This window comes from Pseudoalteromonas sp. T1lg22 (genome assembly GCF_002964645.1).
GTDB lineage: Bacteria > Pseudomonadota > Gammaproteobacteria > Enterobacterales > Alteromonadaceae > Pseudoalteromonas.
In genome coordinates, this window is the sequence record NZ_PQBY01000027.1 from 233,485 (window position 1) to 245,917 (window position 12,433).

Sequence of the window (12,433 nt, forward strand, 5' to 3'; positions counted from 1 at the left end):
TTCTGCGCAAATATTGCTTATTCACTTAAGGCTTTTTCAACCTTTTCAAAGAGATCTTTGCTCAGATTCGGTAATGCCATCAGGCGTTGTAACTGGGCACGCATCAATTGTTGACGGTCCAAATCATAACGGCGCCAGGCCAACAGCGGAGTAATTAAGCGCGAGGCATTTTGCGGGTTTATATCGTTTAGCTTTACCAGCACATCACCAAGAAGCTCATAACCACGGCCATCCTGGTGATGGAACACCCTTGGGTTGCTCATGGTCAGGGGCCCCAACAAGGCTCTAACCCGGTTCGGGTTTTGCCAAGAGAAGTGCGGGTGTTCAAACAAGGCGCTAATATCACTCAAGGCATGTTCGCCCTGCTTCATCGCCTGTAAGTTAAACCATTTATCTAATACCAGGACATCGTCGGCCCAGCGCGTTGCAAACTCTCCAAGCAAGATGTTTTCTTGCTTATGCTGCGCCAACACCAAGGCTTTTAGCGCCGCCAGCGACAAGGTCATAGAGCCATTGGTCGCTTGCTCGGCAATATAGTCGGTGGCGGTATCAAGGCGTGCCAGGTAGTACATGCAGGCAGCAAGCAAGGCGCGTACCCCAGTGCTTTTAGCTGTTTGTTGCTTGTCGTCCTTAAACTGCTCTACGACGGCTTCTAATTGCGGGCGCAGATGCTTGGCAATATCCGTTTCAAAAGCATCAATAATGCTATTGAGCGCATCGACCGGGATTTCGCTATATCCGCTGCTCAGAGTGTCAAAGCTTGGCAAGTACAAAAGCTCGGCAATTAAAGCCAGATCAGCTTCTTCACCTGATAGAACGCCATTTAGCAACTCGCTCATGGTTGCCAGTACCAGATCCGGCAACTGAGCTTGTTCTTTAACTTGCGCAACAGCCTGTTCAACGCAATGACTGAGTGCCGCCTGCTGTGCATCCCAGCGGCTAAAGTCACTGCTGGCGTGGCGAACAATATGCAATTGATCCGCCAAGGCTTGGGCAAACTGCACCTGCACCGGCGCCGAAAAATCTTCAAAAAGAACGGCGACTGGGCGCTCATCAACCTGCTCAAACACAAATTCCTGACTTTGCTCACTCAGGTGTAAAACCTTGTCCAGGTCTTGGCCGTTGCGCTTCAGCGCCATGGGCTGCCCCTGTTGATTTAACAACTCTATGGCCACCGGAATTAACAAGTTGTCCTTATGGGGCTGCTCCGCGGTTGGCTTATGGGTTTGCGTTAAGCTCAGGGTGTAACGTTTGGCGTCGCTGTCGTAATCTTCTCGCACCGAAACCAAGGGCGTACCCGCTTGTCCGTACCAAAGTGAAAACTGCGATAAATCCGTGTCATTGGCATCATGCATGGCCGCAACAAAGTCATCACAGGTCACCGCCTGGCCGTCATGGCGCTCAAAATACAGCTTCATGCCCTTTTGGAAGCCCGCTTCACCTAGCAAGGTATGCAGCATGCGGATCACTTCGGCGCCCTTGTCATACACGGTTACCGTGTAAAAGTTATTCATTTCAATGACTTTTTCTGGACGTATGGGATGCGCCATGGGGCCTGCATCTTCGGCAAACTGATGAGTACGCATCACCTTCACCGCATCGATACGGTTCAGGGCGCGAGAGCCTAAGTCACTGCTGAATTCCTGATCGCGAAATACCGTTAAACCTTCTTTTAAAGACAGCTGGAACCAGTCGCGACAAGTAACCCGGTTACCTGTCCAGTTATGGAAATACTCGTGCCCGACAATGGACTCGATAAGATGAAAATCCCTGTCCGTGCTGGTGTCACTGTTGGCCAACACGCACTTGGAGTTAAAGATATTCAGACCCTTGTTTTCCATGGCGCCCATATTGAAAAAATCGACCGCCACTATCATGTAGACATCCAGGTCGTATTCGAGGTCGAAGCGTTGCTCATCCCATTGCATGGCGCGCTTAAGGGAGGCCATGGCATGAGGCGCTTTGGAGAGGTTCCCTTTATCAACATACAGCTCCAGCGCCACCTCGCGGCCCGAGGCCGTGGTATAGGTATCGCGCAGCACATCGAAATCACCCGCTACCAAAGCAAAGAGGTAACTGGGCTTTTTAAACGGGTCTTGCCAGGTGGCAAAATGCTTACCGTCGGTTAAGTCCCCACTGTCGATTTTATTGCCATTGGACAAAAGGTGAGGAAACTGCGCCTTGTCAGCCACTATGGTCACCTTGTAACTTGCCATCACATCGGGGCGGTCAAGGAAATAGGTGATTTTACGAAAGCCCTGGGCCTCACATTGAGTGCAGTAGGCACCATCTGACAAATACAGGCCTTCGAGCGAGGTATTGGTTTCGGGTGCGCATTCGGTGGTGATCTCAAGGCTAAAAGCCTGCTCAGGCAACTGCCCTATGATCAGCTGCTCGCCTTCAATGCGATAGGCGCTGTGCGCCTGGTCGTTAATGCGCACCTGCAGCAGAGTTAAATCTATGCCATCGAGTACCAGCTCATTGCTTGAGTTATCAAGGTTGGCGCGCACCAAGGAGCGGGCTACTACTTGTGTGTTTAGTGGCGCGAGTTGGACCTGTAATTCGAGTTCGTCGATAAAAAATGCGGGCGCTTGGTAATCACGTAAATACTGGGCATGGGGTTGAGTCGCACTCATGGGTGACTGTCTCCTAAAAATTAAAGCGGGCATCAAATGATGCCCGTACTGCAATTGTTTACTCTGTGGTTGTTACGCCGAGTCCTGCTCTTTTTTTTGTCCTTGTGGCACGGCTTGTGCCGCAACGTCATCACCGCTTTGCAGATGCTTGGGCTCGATACGGAGAATTTTGATACCCAGGTAGGCATAGATAATCGCCAGCACCGGGTTGATTAAATTAAAGAAAGCATAAAAGGCATAATCAAATGGGTTGATCAACAACACGCTTTGCATATAGGCACCGCAGGTGTTCCAAGGGATAAGTGGACTGGTAATGGTGCCACCGTCTTCCAAGGTACGGGACAGGTTGACCGGTTGTAAGCCGCGTTTTTTATATTCTTCTTTAAACATACGCCCCGGCACTACGATGGCGATATATTGATCCGCAGCCACCAGGTTGGTACCGATACAGGTCGAAATGGTCGCCGCTACTAAAGAGCCAGTAGACTTAGCGATTTTTAAAATGCTGCGTACAAACACCTCAAGCAGACCTGTTTTCTCCATAATGGCACCAAACATAAGCGCCATCATGATAAGCCAAGTGGTGTTGAGCATGCCCGACATACCGCCGCCGGATAGCAAATCATCCATTTTCGCATCACCCGTGCTAATGGCAAAACCATCAAAGAAGGTAGCCCATACCAGCTTAAAGTAGCCGACCAGCTGACCTTGGCTGACATCCACCTGAGATGCCAGTAAATCACTTTGGAATAACAGCGCCCACACGGCACCGAGCACGGCACCAATGGAAATTGCCGGGAACGCAGGCATTTTACGAATGGCCAGAACCAGCAGCACCACTAAAGGCATAAGGTTCAAAATATTGATATTAAAGTTTGCTGCCAACAAATCCACCATGGCATCAATAGCGGTGGCGTCGCTGCTTATCTCGGCATTAAAGCCCATAAAAATAAAGATGATCACCGCAATCACAAAGCTGGGCACTGTGGTCCAGAGCATATGATGGATATGCGCAAAGAGATCGGCACCGGCTACCGCTGGCGCCAGGTTGGTGGTTTCTGAAAGCGGGCTCAGCTTATCGCCAAAATAGGCACCTGAGATCACCGCACCGGCAGTTACCACGGGGTCAAGAGATAAACCATTGGCCACACCCAGCAGGGCCACACCTATGGTCGCCGCCGTGGTCCAGGAGCTGCCGATACTCATGGCTACAACACCACAAATAATACAACTGGCGGCATAAAACCAATGCGGGTTAATTATCTGCAAGCCATAATAGATCAAAGTCGGCACTGTGCCCGACAGCAGCCAGGTACCAATAAGTGCGCCAACCATGAGCAAGATCAAAATAGCCCCTAGGGAAATAGTGATACCCTTGATCATCGCCTCTTCAAGGGTTTTCCAGGTATAGCCATTTTTCAGACCCACCAAGGCCGCTGCAAAGGTCGCAAAAAGTAAGGCTATTTGGTTTGGACCCGATGACGAGTTATCACCGTAGAGATAAACCGCTGCACCCAATAGGCAGATCAACACCGTAATGGGGATCATTGCATCGATAAATTTAGCTTGTTTTGTTGTCGTCAAAATCGCTCTCCTGCCCTTGCCTCTTTCGCACAACGCGACAAGGGTTATTTTTGTTATAAGCGCAAAGATTACCAGAGCAGCGCAGATTTAACAGCGCTTAAATAACAAAAAAGGCGCTTAACGCGCCTTTTGTCTTGGTATTTGCTTACTTATTATTCTTTACCAAACGCCCGTGCTTTATAAAATCTTGGGTGATTAAAGCCGCTTCTTCAAGGTAGGGGTCAAAATTATCCAAAACCTCTGGGGCATTTTCTATATCGGTTACCTTCTCCAGACCCAAGCGAACTAAACGTTCATTGGTACGAGCCAGTGCTAGTTGCTCGCGCTCATCGCGCTCATTAAGGCGCTCTTTTTCATTGAGCGAAATAAACTTACGGTCCTGCTCTTCCTTATAGGTGCTAATGTCTTGTAGCACATAGCCAAACTCAGGCTCTTTGGCGATACGTTTGTCATGCTCAGCACTGAGGTAACCTATGGTATCGTCTAAGCTATCAACCATGGTGTACTTAGCGCGGATAATGCTGTCCCAAGGAAGGGCATTGTCTTCCTGGCTTTCACCCCACTGTGCGGGATCAATGGGCGATGGCAATTTAATGTCCGGGATCACCCCTTTGTGTTGCGTACTACCACCATCTATGCGGTAAAACTTGGCAATGGTATATTGCACGCTACCCAGCGGGTTATCGTATAGGTCATAGTTGCGACCCAAACCACGGTGTTGTTGCACCGTGCCCTTACCAAAGGTTTGCTCGCCGATGATCACGGCGCGGCCATAATCCTGCATAGCTGCGGCGAAGATTTCCGACGCCGATGCGCTGTAACGGTCAACCAGTACCGTCATAGGACCGTCATAGTAGGTTACGCCATCGCTGTCTTTTTGCTGCTCGATACGACCATTAAGGGTGTGAATTTGCACCACAGGGCCTTGGTCGATAAACAAACCGGATAGCTTGGTTGCTTCATATAAAGAGCCACCGCCGTTTTGACGAAGGTCGATGATGATGCCATCTACCTTTTGCTCTTTAAGCTTCACCAACTCGGCTTTTACATCTTCTGACAGGTTGTTATAAAAACCGGGGATTTCAATAACGCCTATCTTGCTGCTCATTTGTGAGTAGCTGGCATCGAAAACGTGAGATTTAGCCGCTCTGTCTTCTAGGCGCACCTTGTCGCGAGTGATTTCCACCACCTTAGGCGTGCCGTGGTCGTCCTTGCCTCTTAGATACTGTAAGCGCACCAAGGTACCCTTAGGACCCTTGATCAGGTCGACTACATCATCAAGGCGCCAGCCGATAACATCAACAAAGTCATCATCGCCTTGGGCCACACCTATAACCCTGTCTTCCGGTTTAATGGCGCCGGTTTTATCGGCAGGACCACCTGGAACCAAAGAACGGATCACTGTGTAATCTTCGTCATAACTGAGCACTGCGCCTATGCCTTCAAGCTCAAGATCCATATCCATCTTGAACTGCTCGGCACGACGTGGTGATAAGTAAGAAGTGTGCGCTTCGATGGAGCGGGCAAAGGCATTCATAATGATCTGGAACGCATCTTCACTCTTGGTTTGCACCAAGCGCTTTAAGGTGTAGGTGTAGCGTTTTTCCAACACCTCTTTGATGCCATCCCAATCCTTACCCGTCATTTTCAGGCGTAACGCATCGTACTTAACCTTTTGACGCCACAGCTCATTAAGCTCGGCTTCGGTGCTCGCATATGGTGCGTCTTCACGATCAAAGTAATACTTATCGTCTTGGCTGAAATCGAACGGCTTGTCGAGTAAAGATAAAGAATACTGATAACGCTCAAACCGACGCTTCATGCTGAGGTTAAATAAGTCGTAGGCAAAGTCTAATTTGCCGGACTTCAGAGCGTTATCGAACTTATCGCGGTATTGCTCAAACTGAGCAACATCGCCCGCTAAGAAAATACTGCGATTAAAGTCCAGGGATTCGATATAACGATCGAACATCTGCGTCGCCAGTTCGTCGTTAAATCGTATCGGCTTGTAGTGTGCACGGGTAAAGAGGTTGGTCACTCGCTTACTGGCAGTACTGTGTTGCGACTCTTGCTGCAACATGGGTAAATCAGCGATTGTGACCTTGTCCAACGAGGCCAAGGCCGGTGCCGCGATAAGGGCAGCAACCAGGGGGATGAGTGAAAACGTCTTACTCATGCACAACTCCTTTTTTATACCAGGTACAGACTATCGGCTTTTGTCTTAACTTGCATACCGGTTACCAGCTCAACATGGATTTCGTCTTTGTTGACTTCCGTGATGGTACCGTTCACCAATGCCTGACCTAGTTTTACTTTAACTTTGGTATTAGCCTTGACCTGTTCGCTTGGTAAAGGTTCAACTTTATTGCTGCGACGAGGCTCAGCGGCTGGGGCTTTTTTGACTTTAGCGCCTTTTGCAGCAGGTTTACCACTGCCCTGCGGGCGTTTTTTGTAACCCTTTGTGTCACCTTCTTTGGCACCACGTGCTGGCTTCTTACGCTTAGCCATTTTCGCACGGCTTTGCTCTAGTGCCGTCTGTGCATGATCCACATGCTCTTGCTCAACCTTTTCGGCCTGGTTGCCGTCAAGGTCAACGCGGAATTCGTTATTCACCACCGCTTCGAGGTAGCGCCAGTGCGAGGTATATTTTCTTAGTGCCTGACGAACCTGCGTTTTGCTGACTTTTTCGTTGCCCTCAATACGCTCGGCGATGTCTTTAAAGATACCTACTTTAAGAGGCTTAATACCATCTTTTTGTTTAAAACAGTTTGGAAATTCCTCGTAAAGGAATGCCAATACTTCGTTTATGTCTTTTAGCTTGTTTGTGGTTTCCATTTCTAAACCTTCAGTTACACCTGCTCATCTTGAGCCGAGTCGATATAGTGTTCCACCCAGTCCAGCAACTCTTCCAACTCGGCATCGATTAATGCCAGGTCACCGCGAAGATGTTCCCAAATACCGGATATAATACTGTCAATTTGTTCACAGCCGAGATCATCGGGTAGTCGTGCCCAAGCGTGGTGAATAAGCTCATTTAAGCGCTCACATACCAGCTCTTCTTCGCCTTCCCAATCACCTACATCGGCTATGGAAAATAGGTAATCTTGGACGTTCAGTAGATCTTTCATGCGATATGCTTCTCCAAACATGCAACCAGCAGTTCAAGACCCGCTTTATCCTGTTCGTCGAAACGCCCTACTGTAGGGCTGTCGATATCCAATACGCCAATGGCCTCGCCGTTTTTCTTAACCACGAGAACAATTTCCGAATTGGATGCCGCATCACAAGCAATATGGCCGGGGAATTGATGCACATCTGTGACCAGCTGAGTTTTATCCGCCGCTATAGCAGTGCCGCATACCCCTTTGCCCACTTCAATACGCACACATGCAGGTTTTCCCTGAAATGGCCCCAGCACTAATTGCTCAGGCGACTCCAATAAATAAAAACCGGCCCAGTTAATATCGTCCATCGACATATATAACAAGGCGCTGATGTTGGCTAAGTTGGCAATTAAGTTGGGCTCGTCACAAATCAGTGCTTGCGCCTGCTCTGTCACAGAACGATAAAATTCCGCTTTGCTCATTTAAATACTACTTCACATAGAATACGCAGTGTTTAAGGTACTCTTTGTGGCGGGCAAATGAAACCTTTTATCATGAAAAAAGTGCTGCTAGCGCTTGAAAATGCGCTGGTTGCTTAAATTTAAATCACTCGTTACAAAGCCGTTAAGCGATTTTAGCTCGCCCGCGACGCAAACCGAATAGAAACAAACCACTGCCAAGGGCGGCCATCAACGCATTGACTATAAGCAAAAAGCCGGCTCCGGCACCAAAAAGATAACTAAACACAGCGCCACCGAGCAAGCCTAGGGTTAAAATACCGCTGTAATGCACCTTGTTATGTTTGTACATCAAGAGATAACCGGGCACCACCAGCACCGCCATGGCTAAACCAACAATATGGGCATTGGCCAGAGCCGATAACAAGACAGTAAAAAAGATGGCCGAGCCATTTTCTTGCACCGACAACGCATAGTAAATGCCAAGCACAAGCCCCACTAATACGGGGGCGAGCAATGAATAGAGTACGGCCTTCGCCAGATGTTGCTTCATAGAGGGATAATTCTTAAATTTTGCATCTATGCAGAGTGGCAAAGAATGCCGCCCTTGCCAATTACGACCTTAGTCGCATCACTAAGCGCAATCCCCCATCTACAGCAATACAAACCAAGATCCTGACACTTTTCGTCTCGTTGACCCTGACTCAGCTGCAGTTGAATATAGCCCTTTATCGGCACCAGGCAAGTTGGCGTTATACTTATCAATCTTACACGCAGGCAAAAGAAGTCAGGCCCGACTTATTCCTAAGTCAGGCCTAACTTTTTGTTTAACTGTAAAAATTTATTCTACGCATTGATCGGTAAAATCGTTTGGACAGGGATCTATACCATCGTCCACACCATCTCCATCCGTGTCTGGGTTTATGGGATCTGTGCCGAAGTTGAACAACTCATCGTGATCAGACAGACCGTCACCATCTGTGTCTGGGTCGAGTGGATTTGTTCCGAATAAATAAACTTCTTCTTCATCTAACAGACCATCACCATCTGTGTCTGGGTCGAGTGGATTGGTTCCGAAGGCTATCTCGGTACCATCAGGCAGACCATCTCCATCCGTATCTGAATTTACGGGATTTGTTCCATAAAACAAGATCTCAACAAAATCAGACAGACCATCGGCATCTGTGTCTGGGTTGAAGGGATCTGTTCCTAACTGGCTCTCGTCAATATCGGTTAGCCCGTCTCCATCTGAATCAGTATTTGTATCTGGAATGAGGGGATCTTTTCCAGACTGTATCTCGTCGTAATCTGTTACGCCATCACCATCAGTGTCTGGGTTTAGGGGATCCGTGCCTAACACGATTTCTTCCGCATCGGTTAGCCCGTCTCCATCCGAATCTGAATTTGTGGGATCCGTTCCGTATAAGTTAACCTCCTCTGCATCAGACAGACCGTCACCATCGGTGTCCGAATTTAGGGGATCTGTTCCTAGTTGACTCTCTTCACCATCGGTTAGCCCATCGCCATCTGAGTCATTAGTACATGGGTTAGTATAATACTCACAGGCTTCAACGTAATCGCTAAGACCATCGCCATCTTCATCACCCGTACCATCACGCTTAATGACACCGTCGCCATTTACATCCATAACGGCTGCCAAGCACAGCGTATTAGACTCAATAATAGGAGGATATACATCACCTGATTCGTCTTCCAGGGGCAGGCCGGTGGATAAGTCCAGCTTATAGACCTGAGCTCCAGCGTTCAACATAAGCGAACCACAACTGGCGGGTGCGTACTTGCCATTTTTCTTAGCCCCGCGAGTCTGGGCGAGTGCCGAAATAAAACCACCACTTGGTTCTGGCAGCCATTCAATTTGACTGGCACTTTTGCCATCATCCTTCTTATTGGCAGATTGAATAAAGGCCTTACCCAGGTCATCATCGGTTAACTCAACATCCCACTGGGCAGGCACTGTATCTTTAACAATAACGGGGACGCTGTCCGGGTTGTTATATGAAATACTAAAGCCATATTCAGTGCTTTGGGTTTGACCTGCTTGCACAACCAGATCTATCTGGCCATCTGCTGCAGTCGAATTGTCTAGATTGTCTGATTCATCGGGACCGCTGTTAATTTCCTTAGATATTGACAAGACCGATGATCGCCAGTTAACAACTTGATCGAGCTGTGCTTGCGTTAAGCCGGCTGCTAAATCATCTCCTTCTTTAGGTGTAGTATCAAACAAAGTCGCAGCCGACAGCGCGTCAACTGATGATGCACTCATTTGATGGAAGAACATCAAGGCTTGTGTCGCACCCGCCTCAACGGTTAAGTGATAGCTAGCCCGCAAGCCTTCTGTACCGCCGCAGCTAAAGACTGTATCAGATACAAAGTACGGAACTACCTCAGGGTCATCGGGGCCAAAAAATACCGTGGTGTTCACTGGGTCGTCAGAATCTGGGTCCGTGGCATCATCAGTTACAACCCAGCGATCAAGGGTATCGAAAACCCCGTCTCCGCTACTCGTGCCCAAAATTTCAGTAAATTGATCTGAGCCAAAATTAGTTTCAAAATCAACATCAACACTACTGTCTGTTTGGGTTGGATTAGTGAAAGTGACATAATTACGTAATGTTGCACTGCCAGGCATAATGTAATAACTCACCTGAATCGTTAATCCTGATATATCTACGGGTGAAAACGTTGCCATTTGCCCGTCAACAGTTAAATGTCCACCAACTTGCGTACCGTCGACCCATAACATCGAAGCATAGTCAAAGGCATCTCCTTGTTCTGAAATGGACGCATCATACACACTGGCCCCCGAACCAGAAGACCCATCCTCTATACAGAAACCACCAATCGGACTAGCGTTGCTGGTCGTAACCTTGTCGAACACAACCCAACGAGAACCCTCCCCTCCTGTTATTATTCCAGTTGCAGCCATCAGATTATCCAATGGCATTAAACTCAGACCAATTATGACTCCTGAACAAACCTTGGTTAGTAAATATTTCATAACATTTACCCTCATTTCTAACTATGCACATAAGAAATGTGTATAGGGTTTAGCTGATCGATAGAGCTAAACTTCATGCTACCGAGCCCATTACTGCCGTCTAGATTATAGTTAGGATTGGTTAAATATTGAGCAACCCGTAATGGGGCGTAATAATTGCAAAATGTATCACCTAGGTAGGACGGGTTTTAGCTAGTGATTCATTTTGAAGAGGCAGGTTTCAACACCAGAAAATTATCCGTCATGCTAGATACAGGCGAGCCTGGCGCTTATGGCCATATAACATTGAAAGCCTTGCTGATCAGAAGGAATTAGTGTGGTGATTTTTATTTCCCGATACTGCCGACGCCGGCCGGAATAATAGCGAGAGTTTAAACACTTTTTAGATGAAATCTGAAACGAATATGAAGCTGGCGAGCGGCTAATGACTTAAACACAAGCACAAAAAAGGGCTGCTTATGTAAGCAGCCCTTTCTTATATGGCGGAGAGATAGGGATTTGAACCCTAGATAGGCTATTAACCTATGCCGGTTTTCAAGACCGGTGCTTTCAACCACTCAGCCATCTCTCCAAACGCGGTACCCGGACGACGTATCGTCCAAGTTAAATTTAGTGGCGGAGAGATAGGGATTTGAACCCTAGATAGGCTATTAACCTATGCCGGTTTTCAAGACCGGTGCTTTCAACCGCTCAGCCATCTCTCCGCAGCGGGGCGAATATTAGAGAAATGAATTGCGTTTGTGAAGTGTTATTTTCATTTTTTTGTTTAACCGCTTAATTTTTGACTGTTTTGCGCAACATTGCAGCAAGTGAGATTATTTATCCGCCATTGAAAGTGAAAGGTTTGCCCATATTTATAAGACTTGATAATCTTGAACCTGGATGTAAGTAACATCCGAGGATTGATTAATTTGAAGGAGTTTAACAATGGCGTTTAATAACTCGTACAGCACGGCTAAGCCGATGATGTCGACCATTGAGACGAATAAGGTTTTAAAGAACACTTACTTTTTACTCGCGATGACGTTGGCATTCAGTGCTGTGACTGCGGGTATTTCTATGGCGCTTAACCCTCCGTTCTTTACGGGGATCATCTGCTCTTTGGTAGGTTTGGGTCTGCTTTTTGTTGTTAATAAGAAAGCCGAAACAGCCTCTGGTGTCATGTGGGTATTTGCCTTTACCGGCATTATGGGCTTTGGCCTGGGTCCCCTGCTTAACCACTACGCAGCAATGCCAAGTGGCCCGTTCTTGATCATGCAAGCCCTGGGTTCAACGGCGCTTATCTTCTTTGGTCTTTCTGCTTATGCACTTACTACCAAAAAAGACTTCTCATTTATGGGCGGTTTTTTAACCGTAGGTCTGTTAGTGGTGATCGTTGCCAGTATCGTTAATATTTTTATCGGCAGCTCAATTGCATTTATGGCGATCAACGCGGCGGTGGTATTTATCATGTCGGGTCTGATCCTGTTCGATACCAGCCGTATTATCAATGGTGGCGAAACCAACTATATCCGCGCCACGGTTGCCCTATACCTTAACGTATACAACCTGTTTACGTCACTTCTGCACCTACTTGGCGCAACAGATGACTAATAAATAGAATTTGTTAGAATAAGCCCCATTCATTGG

General features: G+C 47.7%; 9 protein-coding genes and 2 tRNA genes. 1 reads left to right on the top strand and 10 read right to left on the bottom strand.

The window, feature by feature from the left end; all coding sequences use genetic code 11:
- Window positions 1-17 precede the first annotated feature (17 nt).
- From pepN to C2M24_RS15530, 10 genes are all read right to left on the bottom strand, one after another.
- Window positions 18-2,636, bottom strand: coding sequence for an aminopeptidase N (gene pepN, locus C2M24_RS15485; RefSeq protein ID WP_105216096.1), 2,619 nt, complete (start codon window positions 2,634-2,636; stop codon window positions 18-20).
- A gap of 72 nt (window positions 2,637-2,708) precedes the next feature.
- Window positions 2,709-4,220 (bottom strand): Na+/H+ antiporter NhaC, encoded by a 1,512-nt coding sequence (gene nhaC / locus C2M24_RS15490; protein ID WP_105216098.1) that lies wholly within the window; start codon window positions 4,218-4,220, stop codon window positions 2,709-2,711.
- A 145-nt stretch (window positions 4,221-4,365) separates the two neighbouring features.
- On the bottom strand, window positions 4,366-6,396 hold the full coding sequence (prc, locus tag C2M24_RS15495; RefSeq protein ID WP_105216100.1) for a carboxy terminal-processing peptidase: 2,031 nt from the start codon (window positions 6,394-6,396) through the stop codon (window positions 4,366-4,368).
- A 14-nt stretch (window positions 6,397-6,410) separates the two neighbouring features.
- Window positions 6,411-7,055 carry an RNA chaperone ProQ gene (gene proQ / locus C2M24_RS15500; protein ID WP_105198877.1) on the bottom strand — a complete coding sequence of 215 codons (645 nt, stop codon included), beginning with the start codon at window positions 7,053-7,055 and terminating at the stop codon, window positions 6,411-6,413.
- A 14-nt stretch (window positions 7,056-7,069) separates the two neighbouring features.
- The gene (locus tag C2M24_RS15505; RefSeq protein WP_105198876.1) at window positions 7,070-7,348 is read right to left on the bottom strand and encodes a hypothetical protein; all 279 of its coding nucleotides are present in this window, start codon (window positions 7,346-7,348) and stop codon (window positions 7,070-7,072) included.
- Entirely contained in the window at window positions 7,345-7,806 is a 462-nt protein-coding gene (locus C2M24_RS15510) for a GAF domain-containing protein (protein WP_105216102.1), read from the bottom strand. The genes C2M24_RS15505 and C2M24_RS15510 overlap by 4 nt, the downstream gene beginning before the upstream one ends.
- Window positions 7,807-7,948: 142 nt before the next feature.
- Window positions 7,949-8,335 (bottom strand): hypothetical protein, encoded by a 387-nt coding sequence (locus C2M24_RS15515; RefSeq protein WP_105198874.1) that lies wholly within the window; start codon window positions 8,333-8,335, stop codon window positions 7,949-7,951.
- Between the two features lie 288 nt (window positions 8,336-8,623).
- Entirely contained in the window at window positions 8,624-10,804 is a 2,181-nt protein-coding gene (locus tag C2M24_RS15520; RefSeq protein WP_105216104.1) for a hypothetical protein, read from the bottom strand.
- Window positions 10,805-11,284: 480 nt separating this feature from the next.
- Window positions 11,285-11,375 (bottom strand) — tRNA-Ser (locus C2M24_RS15525).
- Between the two features lie 42 nt (window positions 11,376-11,417).
- Window positions 11,418-11,508 (bottom strand) — tRNA-Ser (locus C2M24_RS15530).
- Window positions 11,509-11,731: 223 nt separating this feature from the next.
- On the opposite strand from C2M24_RS15530, the gene C2M24_RS15535 reads away from it, so the two are divergent.
- On the top strand, window positions 11,732-12,397 hold the full coding sequence (locus C2M24_RS15535; protein ID WP_105198872.1) for a Bax inhibitor-1/YccA family protein: 666 nt from the start codon (window positions 11,732-11,734) through the stop codon (window positions 12,395-12,397).
- The last annotated feature ends 36 nt before the right edge of the window (window positions 12,398-12,433 follow it).

Excerpts from the sequence above, each read along its gene's own strand:
- C2M24_RS15505 (WP_105198876.1), bottom strand. The coding sequence starts at position 7,348 with ATGAAAGATCTACTGAACGTCCAAGATTACCTATTTTCCATAGCCGAT.
- C2M24_RS15520 (WP_105216104.1), bottom strand. The coding sequence starts at position 10,804 with ATGAAATATTTACTAACCAAGGTTTGTTCAGGAGTCATAATTGGTCTG.
- C2M24_RS15510 (WP_105216102.1), bottom strand. The coding sequence starts at position 7,806 with ATGAGCAAAGCGGAATTTTATCGTTCTGTGACAGAGCAGGCGCAAGCA.
- C2M24_RS15535 (WP_105198872.1), top strand. The coding sequence starts at position 11,732 with ATGGCGTTTAATAACTCGTACAGCACGGCTAAGCCGATGATGTCGACC.
- pepN (WP_105216096.1), bottom strand. The coding sequence starts at position 2,636 with ATGAGTGCGACTCAACCCCATGCCCAGTATTTACGTGATTACCAAGCG.
- prc (WP_105216100.1), bottom strand. The coding sequence starts at position 6,396 with ATGAGTAAGACGTTTTCACTCATCCCCCTGGTTGCTGCCCTTATCGCG.
- C2M24_RS15515 (WP_105198874.1), bottom strand. The coding sequence starts at position 8,335 with ATGAAGCAACATCTGGCGAAGGCCGTACTCTATTCATTGCTCGCCCCC.
- proQ (WP_105198877.1), bottom strand. The coding sequence starts at position 7,055 with ATGGAAACCACAAACAAGCTAAAAGACATAAACGAAGTATTGGCATTC.